This is a genomic window from Methylotetracoccus oryzae (genome assembly GCF_006175985.1).
Lineage (GTDB): Bacteria > Pseudomonadota > Gammaproteobacteria > Methylococcales > Methylococcaceae > Methylotetracoccus > Methylotetracoccus oryzae.
Window position 1 is genome coordinate 222061 of sequence record NZ_SRSH01000001.1, and the last position, 21640, is coordinate 243700.

Annotated in this window: 18 protein-coding genes; 5 read left to right on the plus strand and 13 right to left on the minus strand. The window is 64.7% G+C overall.

Annotated features, from left to right (window positions below):
- Positions 1-10: 10 nt before the first annotated feature.
- From BWR02_RS01010 to BWR02_RS01040, 7 genes are all read right to left on the minus strand, one after another.
- The gene (locus BWR02_RS01010; protein WP_236101805.1) at positions 11-1507 is read right to left on the minus strand and encodes an efflux transporter outer membrane subunit; all 1497 of its coding nucleotides are present in this window, start codon (positions 1505-1507) and stop codon (positions 11-13) included.
- Complete coding sequence (locus tag BWR02_RS01015; protein WP_139555911.1) at positions 1504-2490, minus strand: efflux RND transporter periplasmic adaptor subunit; 987 nt, start codon at positions 2488-2490, stop codon at positions 1504-1506. The genes BWR02_RS01010 and BWR02_RS01015 overlap by 4 nt, the downstream gene beginning before the upstream one ends.
- Positions 2491-2513: 23 nt before the next feature.
- A complete protein-coding gene (locus BWR02_RS01020) occupies positions 2514-3227 on the minus strand; it encodes an ABC transporter ATP-binding protein (RefSeq protein ID WP_139555912.1) in 714 nt (237 codons plus the stop codon).
- Positions 3228-3229: 2 nt separating this feature from the next.
- Positions 3230-4390 carry an ABC transporter permease gene (locus BWR02_RS01025; RefSeq protein WP_139555913.1) on the minus strand — a complete coding sequence of 387 codons (1161 nt, stop codon included), beginning with the start codon at positions 4388-4390 and terminating at the stop codon, positions 3230-3232.
- 3 nt (positions 4391-4393) lie between these two features.
- Entirely contained in the window at positions 4394-5038 is a 645-nt protein-coding gene (locus tag BWR02_RS01030) for a CerR family C-terminal domain-containing protein (RefSeq protein WP_139555914.1), read from the minus strand.
- 179 nt (positions 5039-5217) lie between these two features.
- Positions 5218-5610 (minus strand): response regulator, encoded by a 393-nt coding sequence (locus BWR02_RS01035; protein ID WP_139555915.1) that lies wholly within the window; start codon positions 5608-5610, stop codon positions 5218-5220.
- Positions 5611-6231: 621 nt separating this feature from the next.
- Positions 6232-7083, minus strand: a complete 852-nt coding sequence (locus BWR02_RS01040) for a class I SAM-dependent methyltransferase (protein WP_162559957.1) — start codon at positions 7081-7083, stop codon at positions 6232-6234.
- A 254-nt stretch (positions 7084-7337) separates the two neighbouring features.
- Between BWR02_RS01040 and BWR02_RS01045 the strand changes: the two genes are divergently transcribed.
- The 5 genes from BWR02_RS01045 to BWR02_RS01065 all read left to right on the plus strand — a co-directional run bounded on the left by BWR02_RS01045 (position 7338) and on the right by BWR02_RS01065 (position 15814).
- The gene (locus BWR02_RS01045) at positions 7338-8882 is read left to right on the plus strand and encodes a lipopolysaccharide biosynthesis protein (RefSeq protein WP_139555917.1); all 1545 of its coding nucleotides are present in this window, start codon (positions 7338-7340) and stop codon (positions 8880-8882) included.
- 124 nt (positions 8883-9006) lie between these two features.
- Complete coding sequence (locus BWR02_RS01050; RefSeq protein ID WP_162559958.1) at positions 9007-10815, plus strand: L,D-transpeptidase family protein; 1809 nt, start codon at positions 9007-9009, stop codon at positions 10813-10815.
- A 156-nt stretch (positions 10816-10971) separates the two neighbouring features.
- Positions 10972-14415, plus strand: coding sequence for a PAS domain-containing hybrid sensor histidine kinase/response regulator (locus tag BWR02_RS01055; RefSeq protein WP_139555919.1), 3444 nt, complete (start codon positions 10972-10974; stop codon positions 14413-14415).
- A 103-nt stretch (positions 14416-14518) separates the two neighbouring features.
- On the plus strand, positions 14519-15259 hold the full coding sequence (locus BWR02_RS01060) for a secretin N-terminal domain-containing protein (protein WP_139555920.1): 741 nt from the start codon (positions 14519-14521) through the stop codon (positions 15257-15259).
- A 51-nt stretch (positions 15260-15310) separates the two neighbouring features.
- Complete coding sequence (locus BWR02_RS01065; protein WP_139555921.1) at positions 15311-15814, plus strand: MOSC domain-containing protein; 504 nt, start codon at positions 15311-15313, stop codon at positions 15812-15814.
- Here the strand turns inward: BWR02_RS01065 and BWR02_RS01070 are convergent.
- The 6 genes from BWR02_RS01070 to purB are packed head-to-tail and all read right to left on the minus strand — an operon-like array spanning position 15811 to position 21609.
- Positions 15811-16503 (minus strand): type 1 glutamine amidotransferase domain-containing protein, encoded by a 693-nt coding sequence (locus BWR02_RS01070; protein WP_139555922.1) that lies wholly within the window; start codon positions 16501-16503, stop codon positions 15811-15813. The genes BWR02_RS01065 and BWR02_RS01070 overlap by 4 nt on opposite strands.
- 27 nt (positions 16504-16530) lie before the next feature.
- Positions 16531-17271 carry a type III pantothenate kinase gene (locus tag BWR02_RS01075; protein WP_139555923.1) on the minus strand — a complete coding sequence of 247 codons (741 nt, stop codon included), beginning with the start codon at positions 17269-17271 and terminating at the stop codon, positions 16531-16533.
- Positions 17268-18278 carry a biotin--[acetyl-CoA-carboxylase] ligase gene (locus BWR02_RS01080; protein WP_139555924.1) on the minus strand — a complete coding sequence of 337 codons (1011 nt, stop codon included), beginning with the start codon at positions 18276-18278 and terminating at the stop codon, positions 17268-17270. Before BWR02_RS01080 ends, BWR02_RS01075 begins: the two co-directional genes overlap by 4 nt.
- Positions 18268-19590 (minus strand): replication-associated recombination protein A, encoded by a 1323-nt coding sequence (locus BWR02_RS01085; protein WP_139555925.1) that lies wholly within the window; start codon positions 19588-19590, stop codon positions 18268-18270. The genes BWR02_RS01080 and BWR02_RS01085 overlap by 11 nt, the downstream gene beginning before the upstream one ends.
- Positions 19587-20249 (minus strand): outer membrane lipoprotein periplasmic chaperone LolA, encoded by a 663-nt coding sequence (gene lolA, locus BWR02_RS01090; RefSeq protein WP_139555926.1) that lies wholly within the window; start codon positions 20247-20249, stop codon positions 19587-19589. Before lolA ends, BWR02_RS01085 begins: the two co-directional genes overlap by 4 nt.
- The gene (purB, locus tag BWR02_RS01095; RefSeq protein ID WP_201276087.1) at positions 20239-21609 is read right to left on the minus strand and encodes an adenylosuccinate lyase; all 1371 of its coding nucleotides are present in this window, start codon (positions 21607-21609) and stop codon (positions 20239-20241) included. The genes lolA and purB overlap by 11 nt, the downstream gene beginning before the upstream one ends.
- Positions 21610-21640: the final 31 nt, after the last annotated feature.

Below are 21640 nucleotides of genomic sequence, written 5' to 3' on the forward strand. Positions count from 1 at the left end.
GGCCGCACAATCAGGGCATGACCAGTGACGGCAGCGGCGCCGTCGTCGCTGCATTCACGGTCGCGGCCAGTTGCGGGTCGACCTCCCAGCCGCCCCCCAGGGCCTTGTAGACCGCGACCAGATTTGCCGATACCAGGCCGTAGCTGTTCGCGAGCTGACTCTGCGTCGTCAACAGCGCACGCTGCGCGACCAGCACCGTCAGAAAACTCTCGAGACCACGCAGATAGCGTTCCTGCGCCAGCTTCACGGCCAGCTGATCGGCTTCGAAAGCGTGCTGCAAGGACTCGAGGCGCTGCTGCTCGGTCGCGTACTCGACCAGGGCATCCTCGACTTCCCGATAGGCGTTCAACACGGCGGTCCGGTAACCCAGCAGCGCCTGTCGCTGCCCTGCTTCCTTCCCTTCCAGATTCGCCATGTTGCGACCCCAGTTGAAGATCGGCGCGGTCAGCGTCGAACCGATGGACCAGGACTTCCCGAGCAGCGTGAAGTTCGTCGGATCGTTGTTCTGGAAACCCAGGAAGCCCGAAAGATTCAGCTTGGGATACAACTCGGCGGTCGCGACACCGACCTGCGCCGTCGCCGCAGCGAGCTCGCGCTCCGCGAGACGGATATCCGGTCGCCGTCGGAGCAGTTCCGACGGCAGTTCCGCGAGCACGCGCGGCGGCGCGAAAGGAATCGGCCGGGGTTGCAGCAACAACCGGTCGAGTTCGCTCGGCGTGCGGCCAAGCAATTCTGCCAACGCATGGGTCGCGACCTGGATGCGTGCCTCCTGCTGCGGGATCTCTGCCTCCGTGGTCGCGACCTGCGAGGACGCCTGGGCCACGTCGAGCTCGGAAGTCAGCCCGGCCTGATTGCGATGCCGCGTCAGGTCGCGCGTATCGGCCTGTGCGGCGAGATTGTCCCGCGCAATCGCGATCTGCCGCTGGGCCAGCCGCAGTTCCAGATAGTTCTGCGCCACCTCGCCCAGCAGCGTGACCATGATGTCGCGGGTGTACTCGATCTCGGCGTCGATGCCGGCATTCGCCGACTCGATGCTGCGCCGGATGCCGCCGAACACGTCCAGTTCCCAGCTGGCGTCGAAACCGAGTTGCAGAATGTCGATGTGCTGGCTGCTCAACCCGAAGCCGCCGGTCGTTCCGATGACCGTGCCGCCGGTCTGCCCGGTGAAGTTGTTCTGGCGGCGATTGGCGAAGCCATGGCCGCTGATGATGGGTAGGCCCGCGGCAATGGCAATGACCCGCTGGGCCCGGGCCTGAACGATGCGCTCCTTGGCCGCCTTGATGTCCAGGTTGAAGCCAATCGCCTCGGCAATCAGCGCATTCAGCACCGGATCGCCGAAGGACTTCCACCATTCCGCCGTCGCCCGGATGCGTCTGGCGTCCGCAGTGTGCGGCTGTTCCGACCAGGCCTTGGGCGCTTCCGGAGTGGGTGCGACGTAGTCCGGGCCGACCATGCAGCCGCCCAGCCACGGGGCGACCAGCAGCAACCCAAACGCCAGGCGACTCACGGCAACACCCGGGTATCTGGCGGCGGTCGGTCCGCAGCAGTCTGCGGGATCATGTCCGGCGCCTCGATGAACACGTCCATCTGTTGTCCGACATAGGCCGCGAGTTGCGACGGATCGAAGCGGTACAGTACCTGCAGAACCCGGGTATCGACCCGTTCGGTGCTGTCCCCGGTCAGCGAGCGCTTCGGTATCACATAGGGTTCGACATAGGCGAAGCTCAGCTCGGCCTTGAGGTCCCGGTTTCCACGCAGGTAGGCCACCGCCTTCGCCTCCTTCCGAAAGCGCCAGGCATCGTTCTCATCGATATCGACGCGAATGCGCAGTTCGGTCAGATTGCCCAGCACCAGCAACGGCGGGTTGGTGATGCCGGCCATCGCGAACTCGCCCGGATGGATGTTGACCTTCAAGACCTCGCCATCGATAAGCGCCCGCACGCGCAGGCGGTCCAGCGTCGTGCGCACCGCAGTCAATTCGGCTTCCGCCTGGCCGACCTGCGCCTTCGCGCTGTCGAGCCGCGAGCGCGCGATCGCATGCGCATTGCGGCGCCGCTCAAGTTCCTCGACACTGATCGCGCGGCGGTCGTCCACGTTTTCCGCGAGCTGCAGCAGGATGGCCGCTTCCTTCAGGGACGCTGCGGCCTCCTCGACGCCGGCACGCGCGCGGGCGGTCGCCGCACGACGCACGCCTTCCTCGGCGCGCGCTTCCCGGTCGTCCAGCTCGAACAGGATCTGGCCGGCCTTGACCCTCTCGCCGGCTCTCACCGCGACGCGCGTGACCACGCCCGGCAGCGGCGTTCCAATCGCGATGTTCTCGCTGCGCGCCTCGACCAGTCCGGAGCCTGCGATGAAGCTCGCGAAAGGCGCCTGAGCCGGCTGGGCGACCGCCTCGGCGACCGGGATCGGCTTGTTGCCCGTCACGACCATGTAGACGCCGAACAGGAAACCCGCGAGCGCCAGCAGCGGCAACAGGTATCGGGTAAACATCAACGGTCTCCGCGGGATCGGGTTCAGTGGAGCTGTGAGGAGTTCGTGACGACGCGGGTCACCCGGCCATCGTCCATTTCGGCGATGCGGTCGGCGAACTCGAAAATGCGTGCATCATGCGTGACGATCACCAGTGTGCGATCGCGCCCCATCGCAATGCCCTTGAGCAGTTCCATGACCTTGTGGCCCGTTTCGTGGTCCAGCGCACTGGTCGGCTCGTCGCAAACGATGAGCCGGGGCTCGTGGATGATCGCGCGGGCGATCGCGACACGCTGCTGCTGGCCGCCGGACAACTGCGACGGCAGCGAGCGGGTCCGCGTGCCCAGACCGACCTGTTCCAGGACCTGCTCAGCCTTTTTTAGGGCCTCCTTGCGCCCGACCCCATTGATCAACAGCGGCACGGTCACGTTCTCCGCCGCTGTCAGCGTCGGGAGCAGGTTGTATGCCTGAAACACGAAACCGATGTTTCGAGCGCGGAAGGCGAGCTTCGCGTGGTTGCGCAGATGCATCAGATCCTGCCCGAACACGCGGCAGTCACCCTCACTCTGGTCGAGAATCCCGGCCATGACCGAGATCAGCGTCGTCTTGCCGCAACCCGACGGCCCGACCAGCATCATCAACTCACCCTGCCGGACGTCGAGATCGACGCCTTGCAGCGCGGTCACCATCGCCTCGCCGGTCCCGTAGGTCTTCAACAGGCCGCGGCAGCTGACCGCGAGATCCTGATCTGCCGCCATGCTCAACTCTTGAACACCACGGCGGGTTCCAGCCTGATGACTCGCCGGATGCTGATCAGTGCCGCGAAGGCACAGATCAGCGTGACGCCGATACCACTGAACAACAGCAGGTACCACGGAAATTTGAAGGCGAGGATGGTGTTGCGCATCGCCCAGCCGAACAGCGAGGTCAATCCGACGCCGAGGCCATAGCCGATCATGCCGACCAGCGTTGCCTGCAGCAGGATCATGCGCAGCAGCATCCAGTTGCTCGTGCCCATGGCCTTCAGCACGCCGAACTGGCGGAGGTTCTCGCGGGTAAAGCTGTAGAAGGTCTGACCGGCGATGGCCGCGCCGACGATGAAGCCCAGCATAACCGACACGCCGAAATTGATCGGAATCCCGGTGTTTTTCAGAAAGTAGCGAAAAGTCACGCCCATGAACTCTTCGCGGCTGTAGGCCGCGAGCCCGGTCGTCGCCCCGATGCGGCGCGTCACCGCCGCCAGCGACTCGTCGGACGCCGCCTTGGCGAGGATGAACGACAGCATCTTCCGTTCGCGCGGCGCGAACTGCTTGGCCCGGGAATAGGTCGTGTAGAGCACCGGCTGCGACAGGATCGTGCGCGTGTTCTTCGAAAACCCGACGACGACGGCGCGGTGGTCGTTGAGTTCCAGGGTATCGCCGACTTTCAGCTCGACCCGCTTGCCGCCGGGCACCGCCGGCGGCTGAGACAGCTTTTCCCGAGCGCCATCGATGTCGATGATGACGGCATCGGCGCGGCGCAGGTCGGCGAGTCGGCCCTCCACCATGCGCGGCGGACCACCGACCAGCGTTGCATCGTCCAGACCGACGACGATACAGGTCTGGAACATGCCATTCGGCAGGCGCGCCTTCAGCAAACCCTTGTACAAGGGCATCGCCCAGGCAACGCCGGCCACGCCGCGGACGCGATACAACTCGGTGTCCTGCAGCGGCTTGATGTCATCGACCCATTGCACCTCCGGATCCATGACCCAGATGTCGGGCAGTCCCAGGTCGGTGATGAAACTGTAAGATCGCATGATCAGGCCGACAAAAATCGCCGGCTGCTGGGTCATGATCAGCGATGCGAAGGTCAGGCCCATGATGATCCCGAGATACTTGCCGCGGTCGCCCATCAGCATCTTCAGCGCGATCCGGTACATCGCTCAGGTCCCGGGCGTTGGCGGCAGGTGCGTCAGCGCCGCGAGCACGAAGCGGAACACATGCTCGGCCGTGGCCTCGCGATCCTCCGGGCCGGCGACGATCTGCGGGCGCATCTGATCGATCACCGACCGGGCGTGCCGATAGACCAGACACTGCCCGAAAATGCTGAGCACGCAGCGCTCCAGACTATCGTCGTCCAGCGGGTGCGGAACCAACTGAATCACTATCCTGCGAACGGCGTCGAAACGCGGCTTCATGATGCTGTCGACGATGGGCACCAGCGCTGCGGTCGGCGACAGGATCTCCCGCGTTATCAGCTTGCCGTGCCAGCCCAGATGCGTGTCGTCGAGCAGCCGCATCAGAAAGTTACGTATGAAATGTCGCAGGCGCTCGGCCGGAGTTACGCCCTCGCCTTCCGGGCAATCGAAGGGATAGCGCTCTTCGGCCTCTTCGAACGCGAAGCTCAAGGCTTCGCAATACAAGGCCTCCTTGTTCCGGAAGTAGTAGTTGACCGACGCAACGTTGACGCCAGCCTTGCCGCAAATGTCCCGCACCGTCGCATCGCGAAAGCCGCGCTCCGCGAACACCTCGCCGGCGGCGCGCAGCACGCGCTCACGGGTGACTTCGGCAAGCTGGGAAGGGATCATCGAGACAGCTCAATCAAGCGTTTCAAACGATGCTATTAAACATTCGTTTGAAACGCAAGGCAGCATTGTGGCGTGGGCGCACGAAAGCGCCGCTTCGACGTCAGGATCGAGTGAGGAAACACGGGCCACGGCCTGGCCGCCCCCGAGGATTGGGGCCGGCTGCGGCCGTGAGCGGAAGCTCAGTGGGATTTGCGGTCTGTTCCCGAACTGCCAGCGGCGGCATAGCGCAGTACCGACCGGATCCGTGCCGTGACTTGCCGCGCCGTCCCCGATGCGGCCGTCTCGCACCGCGTATCGACCGAGCCTTGCCCATCGAGGAAAAACAGCACGGGAATCCTGTCGGTCGCAGGGTCGTCCGCCAGCAAGCGCTGCAGGTCCTTTGCCCCAGAGCCACCGACGGGTGTGGCCCAGATCACGGCGTCAGGGTGTCGCTGCCGGACAAACTCCAGACCGGTCCAGCCATCGCAGGCCGTAATGACCTCGAACCCCGCATGCTGCATGGCATCACTCAGTTGCGCCAGACCGGCCGTATCGTCGTTGATCAGTAGCACTCGCAAGATTCGATCCCCCATGGCTATGTCCCTGCCGCGGCTTACGCCAAGATTCAAAGGTTCCCGAGGGATCACCGATTTCCCCGCGGGCCAGGGCGGTCTGACCAACGCAGCGTGTTCACCAACCTCCTTGAACTCGATGAAGCAGGAAGTCTGCCAATAACCTTGGCCAGCGCGGCGCCCAGGTAAAACCCCGTACCCGAGTACGCTTAACCCTCAACGTAACAGCAGCTTGTAGAAAGGACCGATTATCGGGACCGGCGGGCTATCAGGTCGACGAAGCCCCGCTCACCCTGGCGTGTTAAATGGATTGACACCCGGGCAGCGTGTCCGGGGATGGCAAGGGCGCCTGGCCGCGGCTCGGCCCAGGCCCCGGAGCCGGACCTGCGAGTCGCGGCTCGCTTGCAAGACCATCAACCTGCATTCTCCGTGGCGCGATGGGGAGATGCCGGCCGGTGCTCGAAGGCCTGTGCGGCAATTTCCCACCCCGCGGGCCCGCGGTGTGGGCGCAATGCTGCGGCAACGGTTCCACGTCATCACGCACCAGCCGCCGGGATGCTACCCGGAGCGGGAATGTTGCCTGATGAACGGATTTCGAGAGGGCGGGCGAGGGCGCCCCGACACGGGCGCCGCGGAGTGTGCTCAGGCGACGGTTTTCGTCAGCAGGAAATACGCGTAATTGCGGTCATTGATCGCGGGGTCGAGCGGAACCAGGGAGACCATGCGGGGCGTGAAGCCGAGTTCCTGAGCCTTGATCCAGAATTCCTCGATCTCGTAGGTGGCATGCCAGTTGAGGTTACGCTCGTAGGCCCACCGCCGCGTCGCATGCCGCCGCCGTGACCCCGGGTACTTTATCTGAATCAATGCCATACCCCGATCGGACAACAGGTCCCGCGCGATCTGCAGCACACGCAAACCGTATTCGGGTGTCGGCAGCAACTCAAAAACGTAAGTTGAAAGGAACAGATCGCAGGGACCACCGATCTGGTGCACCGCCGCTTCGGGGCACGATGAGTCAATCAACACCGGGCGGAAGTTGCTGAAGCCGGAGGCGGTCATTTGCCGTCCGCACTCGGCCAGACTCTCGGGAGAGATGTCGACACCACAGTATTCGGGCGTTGCCGCGGCGAAGTGCACAGCGTTCATGCCCCCACCACACCCCCACTCGACGATGCGCTGCAACGGCGGCGTCAAGCCGACTGCTGCGGCGAACTCCGTGTAGAGACGGATATGCCGGCGCCCGAGTTCGAGCCAGAGCGCATCGTCAGCGAAAACACCCTGACCGCGCCAATGAGAATTCTCCTTGAAGGCTGGAGCACCGGCATCCTTCCAGAAGTCCTGCGCATCGCTGACCAGCTTGTCCTCCGGCTCGTTGATGCCGATCAGCTGGCGCAGGTTCAACTCCACGCCTGCCGCCAGCCCGCGGAGCCGGCTCGCGAGTTTCGTCAAGGCACCTGATTCGCCCCCGCCACGGCGGACGTCTGGTTGTTGCATGCCGCTTCCTCCGGACCAAAACCTCAGCTCGGGCGACACTCGCGCCCGCGTCCCGATCTTCTGTCGAAGACCTCGGTGCCGCGGAGAATACCACGCCGCGCTCCCGGCCCGCAGCGGACGCATCGGCGACATCCGCCCGGACATGTAAGATAAGCACCCTAGGGGATGCCCGGCGGCTCGACGGCACGGCGCTCTCCCGAGACCCCACACCGGTTCGCCCCGGTCACTCCCCCTGTTCAAGAGGCCCCCCCAGCGTGCTCGACGTCAAGAAGATCGCCTTCAACACGGCCATCATGTACGTGTGCCTGATCGCTCAAACTCTGGTCACCCTGTACATGTCGCGCGTGATCCTGCAGGCCCTGGGCGTCATCGACTTCGGCATCTTCAATGTCGTCAGTGGCGTCGTGTTGCTGATGCAGTTCCTCAACAACACGATGTCCGGATCGGTGCAACGGTATCTGAGCTTCGAACTGGGCAAGGGCCGGCCCGACAACGTCACGCGTTTTTTCAATGTCGCGATTGCGGTGCATCTAGGTATCGCGCTACTCGCCTTCATCCTTGGTGAATCAGCCGGCTTCTGGTTCCTGCGAACCTATCTCAACATCCCGCCCGATCGACTGGCTGCCGCGGAGTCGGTGCTGCACTGTGTGATCGCAATTTTCATGTGCACGGTCATGACCGTTCCCTGCACCGGACTGTTGAATGCAAAAGAGAACATGGTCGCGGTGTCGCTGCTGACCCTGGCCGGCGCGGTGGCAAAACTGGCTGCCGCCTTTGCGCTCGTGGCCTTCGAAGGCGACAGACTGGAGTTGTACGGAGTCTATCTGCTGCTGATTGCCGCGGCGACGCTGATCACGAACTACATCATCTGCTGGAGCCTATATCCGGAGGCGCGGCTGCGGCTCGTGCGCGAGAAGCGCATCTACCGCGAGCTGACCGGCTTCGCTGGGTGGGGCCTGGTCGGCGATCTGGCCAGCATCGCCAAAAACCAGGGCACGACGATCCTGTTCAATATCTTCTGGGGTCCGGCGGTCAACGCTGCCAATGGCATTGCGGCCCAGATCAGCGGACAGGTCCAGACCTTCTCCACCATGCTGATCGGGCCGACGGACCCGCAGATCGTCAAGAGCTATGCCCGTGGCGATAAGGAGAGCATGTTCAAGCTGGTCTTCCAGACGACCAAGATCTGCTTCTTCGTGATGTATACCGTCTGCCTGCCCCTGGCCTTCGAGATGGAATGGGTGCTGCGTCTATGGCTGGCGCAGGTTCCCGAGTACACACCCATCTTTGCCAGACTCGTGCTGGCCGACGGTCTGGTCCTGATGCTGTCATCGCTGCTACCGACGGTCGCTCGGGCTACCGGCAAAATCGCGGCATTCCAGCTGATCGTCGGTCTGATCATCTTCATCAATCTGCCGTCCGCCTACTTGCTGCTGGCCAGCGGCTTCCCACCCTATACGGTGTTTCTGGTCAGCATCGCCGTTTCCTGCATGGCGCTGTTCGCCCGTCTGCTGCTGCTCCGGCCAATGGTCGGCTTGAGCCTGGGCGCCTTCGTGCGCCAGGTGCTGATCCGCCTGGCATTTCTGGTCATGGTCACGGCCGTGCCGATGATTGCGCTCGATCAATACATTCCGGACGGATTGGCACATACGGCGGCCATCATTTTTTCTGCTCCCGCACTTTCCGTGCTGGCCATGTGGCTTTTCGTGCTGACAGCGACCGAACGCCGTTATGTGATCGCCGGCCTGGGCAAGCTGATCGCCCGCCGCAGAGGTGATCCGGCCAGGGCCACGAGCTGATGGAACCGAGCGGCACCAACCCTCCGATTAGCGTTTACCGGTTTCCCCCCTCCTCGTTCTGCCGCCCTCTCGAACCATGCTCGTGCGCCCGACCGTCCACTTAGCCCAGCCGCTCATGCGGCTTGTGATCCTGATTCTAATCAGCACGGCTGCCGCCACGGGTTCCGCAGCCCGCGCGGCTACCGAGCCCACTGTCGCGATGCCTGAGCTCGAGAAGAAGCTGGCCGAGTTGGCCGGTCCCGCCGCCGAGACGCCATCCGAACCGGACTGCGGCAGCGAAGTGGCCCGGGCGTATAGCGCACGCAAATTCACATCCGCCTGGTTGACCGGCACCCATCCGTCCTCCCGCGCCGCTGTGCTGCGGAGCGTGCTGGAGGCTTCCGGCGACGAAGGATTGTCCCCGTCCCGTTATCGCACGGCCGACATGGCGCGCTGGTGGGCCAGAACCGATAACACCAGTCGGGCGCGACTGGAAATCGCTCTGACGGAAGGCCTTTGCCGCTATATTCGCGACATCACACTGGGCCGCAGCGAACTGCGCAGCGTCGAACAAGCCACGACAGGCACGAACGCCGCGGGTGTCAGCGCCCTGCGAGCGCTACTCCAGAAGGCACTCGACACAAGCTCGCTCGAAACGTTCTTGCGCCAGCTGCCACCGCAGGATGCGGAGTATCAGCAACTCCGGACCGCCCTACGCAGCCTGCGCCAACGTGCACGCGAGGGCGGCTGGAAGGACGTCGTGGCCGGTCCCATCCTGAAGCCGGGCGCCAGTGACCCGCGTATCCCGGCGATACGGCAACGACTCTCTGTGTCGGGCGATTTTTCGGGCCCACTATCGAGTGCGATCGCCTACGACGCCGAACTCACCAAGGCCGTTCGTCGGTTCCAGCGCCGCCACGCGTTACCGCAGGAAGGCGTCATCGGCGCGGCCACGGTGAGCGCTTTGAATATCCCGGTCGAGCAGCGGGCACGGCAGATCATCGTCAATCTCGAGCGCCGTCGCTGGAATCCTTCCCGCAGTGCCGGTCGGCAAATCGTCGTCAACATTCCCGGCTTCGAACTGGTTGCGCTCAACGACACGAAGACCGTCCTGGATATGCCGGTCGTGGTCGGCAAGGCCTACCAGCAGACACCCGTCTTCGACGAAAAGATGGAGTATCTCGAGTTCAATCCGGACTGGCTGGTGCCGCCCGCGCTGGCGGCCGCCGAGTTCCTGCCCGAACTGCAACAGGATCCGAGCCGTCTGGCGCGTAAACATATCCGCATCTTCAAGGGCCTGGGCAAAGACGCGCCCGAAGTCGACCCGAAGTCGGTCGACTGGAAGACGATCACGCCGACGACGATGGTCCGTTATGCCTTTCGCCAGGATCCGGGACCGTGGAATGCGCTCGGCCGACTGAAGTTCATGTTTCCCAACCCCCACAATGTCTACCTGCACGACACCTCCGAGCCGCAGTTCTTCAATGAGCGCCAGCGCACCTTCAGCCACGGGTGTATCCGGCTGAGCCGCCCGGAGGAACTGGCCGCATGGGTCCTGGAGGGGCTGGACCCGCCCTGGGATCGTTCCCGCATCCGCGCCACCGTAGCGGGCGGCCACCCGTTAACGGTCCCGCTGGCGAAGCCGATTCCGATTCAGCTCGCCTACCACACGGTGTTCTTCAAGGACGATCCGCTGCTGCACTTCCTGCCGGACATCTATGGCCGCGACGCGGCGTTGGAACGAGTACTCCTCGGCGAAGAGACCGGAAGCGAACATGCGCAGAAGCCGAAGGCGGCGACCACCACGGCGGCTCCCGCGAACCGGCAAGCTTCTGGTACCGCAGCAACGTCCGCGCTCGCGCGCACGCCGCCGCAGAAGACGCCACCGGCGGTGCCCGGCGGACCACGTCCGAAACCTCCGGCATCAGTCAATACTCGCATGATGATGCGATAGACTATGCCGGCATAGCCCTGTTGCTGACGTCAGGACTGCTTGCTTTCCGTGCCGCTGAGCACGACCTGATCCAGGCTGTCGTCGAGAAGGCCCGGATCGTGCAGATGCGCCGAGTCGCCTTGCGACAGTCGCTAAAGATCGAAATTTGGACCGGGCATGAAGAAACCCGAAGACAGCGGCATTGGGCAAGGCGAGGGGCAACCCGCCACAAGGCCCGGTCCGAAACGAAAAGCCACCGCGCACCGGAAGAACGGGGCAACACCGCTGCGCGAGCTGCAGCGACTCCGGCGAGCGCTCGCGGACTCCCGGCAGCGCTGTTCGAAACTGCTGGAACTCGCGCCTACCGGCTGCCTGATTATCGGTCCCGATGACAGGATACGGGACGCCAACCCCGCCGCAGCCCGGCAACTCGGCTTCCCAGGGTCGGATCTGAACCGGCAGTCCCTGTCGCAGTTCATCCTGCCGGAGGATCGCGAGGCCTACGATCGGTGGCGACTGGCGCTGTTCTCGGGGTGTGCGGTGCCACCGTTCGAGTTTGAATTCAAACCGCACAACGGCGCAGCGAGACGTGTGCGACTGGAAGCCGCATCGCCGGCAGCCGCCGGCCGGCCACCGTCGGAAGCTTATCTGCTGTTGACTGGCCCTGCCACGGGCCGGTCGGCGGACGACATCGAACAGGATGTCACCGAGCACTTCCGTCTGCTGTATGAGGAAGCGCCGGTGCCCTACCAGTCCCTGGACGCCGAAGCCAGGATCCTCCATGTCAACCACGCCTGGCTGAAGCTGCTCGGATACCAACGCGCCGAAGTCATCGGCCGTTGCATCAGTGATTTCCTGAGCCCACAGCACGTCGAACGACTGCCCTTGCGATTCGCCCGCTTCCGGGAAGAGGGCCACCTGCACTGTGCCGAGGTCGAGTTCGTCCACAAGGATGGCAGACGCATCCTCGTCGAAGCCGAAGGGCGGATCTGCCGGGATCGGGACGGTCGGTTTCTCCGGACGCATTGCGTGCTGTTCGACATCACCGAACACAAGCAGGTCGAGCAGACCCAAGCCTTCCTGCTGACCTGCGGGGTACCGGGCAGCGGCGAGGACTTTTTCCTGTCCCTGGCCCGCCACATCGCCGCCAGCCTGGAGATGGAATACGTCTGCATCGACCGTCTGGAAGGCGACCGCCTCAGCGCAACGACGGTAGCCGTGTACAACGACGGTCAATTCGAGAGCAATGTAACGTACACGCTCAAGGACACACCCTGCGGCGCCGTGCTCGACGAAAGCGTCTGCTGCTTTCCGCGCGACGTACAGCGGTTATTCCCGAGAGACACGGTGCTGAAGGAGCTGCGAGCGGAGTCCTACATCGGTACCATCCTCTGGGACTCCAGGGGACAGCCGATCGGCCTCATCGCCGTCATCGGACGGCGCCCCTTGTCGGCTTCGCAACGTGGCGAGGCCCTGTTGGCGCTGGTCGCACCGCGGGCCGCAGCGGAACTGGAACGACGGGAGGCGGAACGGCTGCTGCGGGAAAGCGAGGAACGACTTCGGCTGGCGCTGCAAGCCACCCACGACGTCATCTGGGACTGGGATGCGGTCAGCGACCTGCAGCGTTGGAACGTGACCGGAACCGAGGTGTTCGGATGGTCGGACATCGTCACGCAACAGAAGAGCGCGGCCTGGTGGCTCGAGCGGGTTCACCCTGTGGATCGGTCCCGCGTCGCGGCGGGCTTCTATCAGGCGGTGGGACATCCCTCCACAACGCATTGGGAGGACGAGTATCGGTTCCAATGCGCCGACGGCCGCTGGGCGCTGGTGTATGACCGGGGCTACGTGTTGCGTGATGCCGATGGTTGCGCGCAGCGGATGATAGGCGCGATGCAGGATGTCACCGCGCGCAAACAGGCGGAATCCGAACTGGAAGGTTATCGGTCCCACCTTGAGGACCTGGTGGAGCAGCGCTCGGCCGAATTGCTCGCCTCGGAGGCCAGAGCGGCTCAAATCCTGCAATCCAGCGCGGACGGACTGTTCGGCATCGGCCTCGATGGCCGTACGACCTTCATCAACCGGGCGGCGTGTGAGATCCTCGGGTACCGGGCCGAACAAGTCATCGGCCGATCGGCCCATGACCTCTTCCACGGCCGACACGCCGATGGCAGCCCTTATGCCGCGGCCGATTGCCCCAGCCTCCGGTGCCTCACAACCGGACAACCGATGCGCGTCAATCGCGAAGTCTTCTGGCATGCGGACGGACATTCGATTCCGGTGATGTATGCGAACCATCCCTTGGTTCAGAACGGGGAGATCACGGGCGCCGTGGTCAGTTTCGTCGACATGACGGCACGTCAGGCAGCAGAACAGGCGCGTGAGGAGGCGCTGGCCGCCGCCGAGAATCTGGCGCGTGCCCGACGGGAGTTTCTCGCGAACATGAGTCATGAGATCCGTACGCCATTGAACGGCGTCATCGGCTTCGCCGAGATCGGACACCGTCATTGCCAGGACAGCGAAAAAGCGCGCCTGGCGTTCGAGAAAATTCTGCAGTCCGGACGCTTGCTGCTGGGGGTCGTCAATGACATTCTCGATTTCTCGAAGATCGAGCAAGGCAAGCTGATCATCGAAGCCATTCCGGTGGATCTGGTCGCCCTGATGCGCGAAGTGCTGGCTCCCTTTGAAGAAACGGCCCGCAACAAGGGGCTCGCCCTCCACGTCAGGAAGGCCGCGGATCTGCCGGGACACTGCATGACCGATCCCCTGCGGCTCAAGCAGATCCTGATCAACCTGATGTCGAACGCCGTCAAGTTCACGGCCACGGGGAACGTGACGCTGGCGGTGCGACGGGAGAAAGACAACCTGGTCTGGGTGGTCACCGATACCGGGATCGGCATGACGGAAGATCAACTCGAGCACCTGTTCGAGCCGTTCGAACAGGCCGACAGTTCCACCACCCGCGAATTCGGCGGTACCGGACTGGGTGTGGCCATCACCAGCCGGCTGGCCAGGTTGATGGGGGCCAGCCTCCGCGTCGAAAGCACCCCCGGCATCGGCAGCACCTTCGAGTTACGCTTACCTTACCGGGCTGTGACCGGCTCCTCCGCGCCGGCGCCTGTTGCGGCAACGTCGTCCGGGGACTCCGCGCTCCCGCTCGCCGGACTGTCGATCCTCGTGGCCGAGGACAACGAAATCAATCAGCAGATCATCGAAGCCAATCTCGTGGATCGCGGCGCGCGCGTGGTCATCGTCGGCAATGGGAGCGAGGCCGTGTCTTACATCGCCGAGCACGGTCCGCAGGCATGCGATATGGTGTTGATGGACGTGCAAATGCCCGAGATGGACGGCTATGAGGCCACGCGCCGAATACTCGCCCTGGCGCCCGACCTGCCGGTTGCCGGACAGACCGCCCATGCCTGCGAAGAGGAACGGGCCAAATGTTTTGCCGCCGGCATGATCGATCACATCCCCAAGCCGATCGATGTCGGCCGACTCGTCGACTTGATCCGCCGGCATACGGGTCACCGCACTGCCGACACACGCCTGATCGACGATGCCGGCAGTACGCCCTCCAAGGTTGGAGCAACCGCCATGGTCCCCGATGACGCCGACCCACACTGACCTGACCCATCGTCAGCTTCCGGCCCCCGCTGCGCGACGCACCGCGACTAACGAGTGCGCGCGACAGTCGCGTAATGGCCGAACAGGATCCCTCCGACGGCTCATGGCACCCAAAATTCGCCTCGCCATCATGTGCCTGTTCGCACCGCTCATGGCAGCGGGTGACGAGATTGCGGTAATCCGCCTGCACCACCGCACGCTGGAACAGGTCGTGCCGATACTGCAACCGCTCGTCGATCCGGGCGGCGCGTTGTCGGGCATGGACGATTCGCTGATCGTGCGTTCCAGCCCCGAGAACATTGAGCAGATCCGGCAGGTTCTATCGGCCATCGACACCGCAGCGCGGACACTGATGATCTCGGTGCGTCAGGGTAGCCGCAATGCCGCCGATGTGCGGGACGCCGGCGTCTACGACCGCATCGGGCGCGGGCACGACGACGTGCTGCAACGTGTGAAGACGCTCGAAGGCAACCCCGCGTATGTCGCGATCGGCCAGTCGGTCCCGGTCCCCTCCGGTTACGCGACGGTCACACCGGGCGGTGTCGTGTTCCAGAACACCGTAACGATGCAGGACTACGCCACCGGGTTCACCGTCGTGCCGCGGCTCAGCGGAGATCAGGTCACGCTGGAGATCGGCACGGCCAAAGACCGGCCGATCGGCTATGGCGGCGCAGCCCGCCTCCAGGGACTGGCGACCACGGTCAGCGGCCGGCTCGGTGAGTGGATCGATCTGGGCGGCGTCGTGCAGACGATCGCCCGCGACGAACGCTCGATCACCTCCGGGGCGGCAGAGACACGCAGTCGCGCGGCAACGATACAGGTGCGGGTGGATGAGGTACGGTAACGGATCGAAGGGATTGGGAGGCACCGCGGCCGTGGCGACGCGGCCGCCATCATGAGCGTGCGGTCGGACCCCGGAGCTTCCCGGGCCGGACGGCTGGTCTGGATCGGGCTGCGGCCGGAGCGGCTGGCGCCGCTGGCGACGCCCGACCAAGCCGATCTCGATACCGAGACCGGCCTCGCCGGCGACCACTATGCCGGGCGAACCCAGCGCAAGCGCCAGGTCACCCTGCTGCAGTACGAGCATCTGGCCGTGATCGGATCCGTGCTGGGGCGCGAGGTCACACCGGCACTGCTGCGGCGCAACTTGGTCGTCGCCGGCATCAACCTGCACGCGCTGAAGGATCAGCCGTTCGAGATCGGCCCGGTGCTGCTTCAGGGCACCGGATTCTGCCATCCGTGCTCGCGGATGGAGACGGCATTGGGACCGGGCGGCTATCAGGCCATGCGCGGCCATGGCGGCATCACGGCCCAGATTCTTCGTGGCGGGACCATCCGGCTCGGCGATACCGTCCGGCCCACGCAGTTGGATCTGTTCGCCAGCAGCAACGGCGACTAGTCCGCCGCCGCGGGCGTCAGCGCGTCGATAACTGCCCGCGCCACCGGCTCCGACGAGGCCGGATTCTGTCCGGTGATCAGCAAGCCATTGCGTACGCAATACGGCTGCCAGTCGGCGGCCTGCTCGTAACGACCGCCGTTCGCCTTCAGCATGTCCTCGACCAGGAACGGCACCACGTCCGTCAATCCGACCGCCGCCTCTTCGCTGTTGCTGAAGCCGGTCACGCGTTTGCCTTCGACCAGCGGCTTGCCGTCGGGAGCGTGCGCATGACGGAACACCGCGGGCGCATGGCAGACCGCGGCCACCGGCTTGCCGGCGCTGATGAGCGCCTCGATAAGTGTGATCGAATCCGCATCCTCAGCCAGATCCCACAAGGGGCCGTGTCCGCCCGGGTAAAACACCGCGTCGAAGTCTCGCTCGGACACCTCACTGAGTGGCACCGTGTTCGCCAGCGCGGCTTGCGCCTCTGCATCCTGCGCGAAGCGCCGCGTCGCCTCGGTCTGGAAGGCCGGGTCGCTGCTCTTCGGGTCGAGCGGCGGCTGGCCTCCCTTGGGCGAAGCCAGTGTCAGCGTAGCGCCGGCATCGGCAAACACGTAGTACGGCGCTGCCAGTTCCTCCAGCCAGAAACCGGTCGGCTCGCCGGTCTCACCGAGACGGTCATGGGAAGTCAACACGATCAGGATATTCATCAGACACCTCCTGGTGTAATGCGCGTGCTACCCGTCGTAGCGCGCAAGGCCTTCGAGCACGAGGTCCGGGGCTTGCTCGTGGCGTATCGACAGCCGTGGCGCGATCGTCGCGGAATCACCGCCGGTCAGCACCACGGTGGGTTCGGCGAGCAAGTCCTCGTGAGCCTGACGGACGGCGCGCTCGACCAATGCAACGGTCATCTGAACGATGCCGCTTTCCAGGCAGGCACCGGAATCACGCCCCCAGAATGCGGAACGCTCCACGTCGGCCTCGGGCCTGACGCCTTCCGCCCGTTGCAACACGCTGTCCTTCATCAAACCGAGACCTGGCGCGATGAGTCCGCCACGGTGGCGACCATCGGCGTCGACCAGATCGACCGTCACCGCAGTACCGAGGCTAACCACACAAACCGGCAGGCCGAATACCGCCACGGCGCCGATCATCGCGACCCAGCGGTCGGCACCGAGCCGTGACGGATCGGCGTAGGCGTTGACGATGCCATGTGCCTGCGGCGCGCTGCGAATCCAGCGGGGCGCCATGCCCCAGAGCGGGGTGCACCAGTCGGTCAGGACAGGCTCGAGCTCCGCGCCCTTTACATTGCAGACCCACACCGCGGACGGACGTTCAATCCCGCCCCAGTGCCGCTGCAATTCACCCGGCAGCGCTTCGATGTCGCTCGGAAAGCTCGTGCCGGCGATCAGATGACCCGCGCCCGCATCACAGGCCCATTTGACCCGAGTGTTGCCGATGTCGACCAGCAGCCTCATGCCGAGACCGGACGTAGTCTCACATCCCCCGAAGCAAACTCCCGCCGCACTCCGTCGTCGCAGTCGAGCAGCAGGGTGCCGGATGCCGAGACGCCGGCGATGCAGCCCTCGATCGCCGTCGTGTCCAATTCCAAGCGGGCCCGGCGCCCATCGAAGACGTGATAGCGCCGCCATTCCCCGATATGCGCGCCGAAGCCGCGCTCCTCGAAGCACGCGAGCATCGGCAGCAACTCAGCCAGCAGCGCCGCCACCAACTGATTGCGCGAGGGCACGCGCTCACCCAGGATGCCGTGCAGATCGACGACGGCCTGATCGATCGCTTCCGCCTCCCGCGCGGTCAGATGGCAATTGAGGCCGATCCCGATGACGGCAGCGACGCGGCCGTGCGTCTCACCGGTAACCTCGACCAGCACACCGCCCAGCTTGCGCTCGTTCCAGAGAATGTCGTTAGGCCATTTCAGACCGGCCTCGGCGACACCGGCCGCGCGTAGCGCCCGGATCAGCACGGCCCCGACCGCGAGGCTCAGCCCGCCCAGCACCGACGAATCCGAGAACGACCACAGCACCGACAGGTAGATGTTGCCGGCGAACGGTGAGTGCCAGATTCGCCCGAGCCGGCCGCGGCCCTTGGTCTGCATTTCCGCCAGACAGACCGTGCCGCGCGGCGCGCCCTCACGCGCAGCCGCCAGCAGTGCGGCGTTCGTGGACTCGATGCACTCATGCACCCGGATCTCGCCCGCCAGCGGCCGAGCAGCAGGCGTCAGCGCACGTCGGATCACCTCCGCATCCAGCAGTTCCAGCGGGGCATCCAGGCGATAACCCGCGCCCGGAACGGCATGGACTGTCAGGCCCAAAGCCTCGAGCTGGTGGATCGCCTTCCAGATCGCGCTGCGGCTCAGACCCAGAGCCGCGGCGAGCCGACTGCCGGAATGCGCCCGACCGTCGGCCAGCAAGCCGATCAGCGCTCGCTGGAGGGCGGTCAGGTCCGGCGCGGCGTCATGACGCATCGGTCTTCGGGGCGATCCCGCTGGCCGCGCGCAGCGCCGCCAGCTTCTCGGCAATCTTGATTTCGAGCCCGCGCGGCACCGGATGGTAGTAGATGCGGCCCTGCAATCCCTCCGGCAGATACACTTCGCCGGCCGCGTAGGCATCGGGTTCGTCATGCGCGTAGCGGTAGGCCTTGCCGTAACCCAGCCCGCGCATCAGTGCCGTAGGCGCATTGCGAAGGTGCAGCGGCACCTCCAGCGTACCCGTCGCATCGGCCTCGGCCCGCGCGGCCTGGAAGGCGCGGTAGACGGCATTGCTCTTCGGTGCACAGGCCAGGTAGGCGACGGCCTGGGCCAGCGCCAACTCGCCCTCGGGACTGCCGAGCCGCTCCTGGGCATCCCAGGCATTCAGCGCCAGAGCCAACGCCCGCGGATCGGCATTGCCGATATCCTCCGAGGCAATCCGAACGATGCGCCGCGCCAGATAGGTCAGGTCGCACCCGCCGACCATCATGCGGCTCAACCAGTACAGCGAGGCATCGGGGTCGCTGCCGCGCACCGACTTGTGCAGGGCGGAGATCTGGTCGTAGAAGGCCTCGCCCTGCTTGTCGAAGCGCTGACTCAGGCCACCCGCCAACACTTGCTCGGCCAGTTCGCGCGACACGACCGGGGCCGCGGCGTCGGGCATCAGGTCAGCGGTGATTTCAAGAAAACCGAGGAGTCGACGCGCATCGCCACCGGCTGCGCGCGCATACCAGCGGCGGATCTCTTCGGGAAAGTCCCAGACCCTCCCCTCGGGCGACGCCAGTTCGGTCCGCAGCGCCCGCTCCAGCACGGCCAGCAAATCGTCTTCATCGATGGCTTTCAGCACATACACGCGCGCCCGCGACAATAGCGCGCCGTTCAACTCGAACGAGGGATTCTCGGTGGTCGCACCGATGAAATAGATCGTGCCGTCTTCGATGTGCGGCAGGAACGCATCCTGCTGGGACTTGTTGAAGCGATGGACCTCATCGACGAACAGGAGGGTCCGCCGACCGTAGCCGGCCCGCGCCTGGGCCCGGGCGATCGCATCGCGGATGTCCTTGACGCCCGACAACACGGCAGAGAGTGGCTCGAATTCGGCGTCGGCCTGCTGCGCGACCATGCGTGCCAGCGTGGTCTTGCCGGTGCCGGGCGGCCCCCACAGGATCATCGAATGCAGGCGCGCCGAACGCACTGCCTCGTATAGCGGCTTCCCGGGTGCCAGCAGATGCCGCTGCCCGCAGAACTCGTCGAGCCTGGTGGGCCGCAACCGGTCGGCGAGCGGGCGGTAGTCGCTGGAAACGGTCAACGGCTCTTTTCGTCGAACACGTCCACGCCGGCCGGCGGCGTGAACTTGAACAGCTCGGGCGACAGGCGCAGACCGCGCTTGACGTTCGAAAAATAGATGCGCGTGACCTGCCCGAAATTGTCGTTCAGTTCCATGCCCCGCAAATCGTCCCCGACCAGCCCGATCAAGACGTACTTGAAACCGCTCTCTTCCGATTTCGGCAACAGACGGATCCAGGCCATGCCCTCGTCGGTGCCCTGGTCTTCGATCGTGAAGTTGGTTTCGATCGCAATCTCACCGCTCAGCAACAGTGCGGGAGTCGAGCCGATGGCCTCGTTCAGTTGCTTGACGGTGACCTGCTCCAGGTCCGCGTCGTAAAACCAGACCTTATTGGCGCTGGTCACGATCTCCTGATGGAAGGGCTGCGTGTAGTTCCAGCGAAATTTGCCCGGCCGCTCCAGATAGAACACGCCGGAGGTCTTCTTACCCGAGGCGTTCCCCTTGGCATCGATCTGCACCTGCGAAAAATCGGCCTGCAAGGTCTTGGCACCGGCCAGGAAAGCTCGCAGCCGGTCGACCGGTGCGGCGGTCACCGCAGTGACGCCGGCAGCCCATAACAGCACGGCGCCTATCAGGGGACTCCAGAACGACACGCAGCGGCGCTGCGATTCAGATTTCATGCGCAAGTTGCTCCGCATAGCCAAGATAGGTTTCGGGGGTCAGTGCCAGCAGTCGGGCCTTGGCCTCGGCCGGAAGGTCGAGACCTGCGACGAAGACGCGCAGATCGTCGGCCCCGAGGCGTCGCCCGCGGGTCAGTTCCTTGAGCTTTTCGTAAGGTTGCGGCACGCCGTAGCGGCGCATGACCGTCTGGATCGGCTCGGCGAGCACCTCCCAGTTGTCGTCGAGATCCCGGTGCAGCGCGGTGCGGTCGATCTCGAGCTTCGAGACGCCCTTCAGCGTCGACTGCAGCGCGATGAGCACATGTGCGACGGCCACGCCGAGATTCCGCAGCACCGTGGAGTCGGTCAGATCGCGCTGCCATCGCGAGATCGGCAGCTTTTCGGCGAAGTGGCTCAGCAACGCGTTCGCAAGTCCGAGGTTGCCCTCGGAATTCTCGAAGTCGATCGGGTTGACCTTGTGCGGCATCGTCGACGAGCCGACTTCCCCCGCTACGACACGCTGCTTGAAGTAGCCGACCGAGATGTAGCCCCAGATGTCGCGGTTGAAATCGGTAAGAATCGTGTCGAAACGCACCAGCGCGTGGGCCCATTCGGCGATTCCGTCGTGTGGCTCGATCTGGATCGTATAGGGATTCCAGACCAGCCCCAGCGATTCGACAAACCGCCGCGCCAAGCTCTGCCAGTCGACCTCGGGATAGGCTACGACGTGGGCATTGAAATTGCCGACCGCGCCGTTGATCTTGCCCGTCAGACTTGCCATGGCGAACTGGTCCCGCTGCCGGCGCAGGCGCGCGACGACGTTCGCCCATTCCTTGCCCATGGTCGTCGGACTCGCCGGCTGGCCATGGGTCCGTGACAGCATCGCATCGGCCGCATATTCATGCGCCTTGACGCGCAGCGCCTCGATCACGCGATCCATCTCCGGCAACAACACGGTCGAGCGGGCGTCGTTCAGCATGCACGAGTACGCGAGGTTGTTGATGTCCTCGGAGGTGCATGCGAAATGGATGAATTCACAGATCCGGCTGAGCTCGGCCGAGTCGACCAGACGTTCCTTCAGGAAATACTCGACGGCCTTGACGTCGTGGTTGGTCGTGCGCTCGATCTCCTTGACGCGCGCCGCGTCCTCCGGCGCGAACTCGGCCGCGAGGCGCCGCAGGCGTTCGGCCGAAGCGGCGCTGAGCGGCGGCACCTCCGCTATGCCGGAGTCTGCCGCAAGGGCTTCGAGCCAGCCGATCTCGACCTTCACGCGGAAGTGGATCAGGGCATATTCGCTGAACAGGGACCGCAGACTCGCGACCTTATCGGCGTAGCGGCCGTCGACAGGCGAAATGGCGGTCAGGGATGACAAAGGCTGCATGCGGATTCTGAGCGTGGTTGAAGTGAACGGG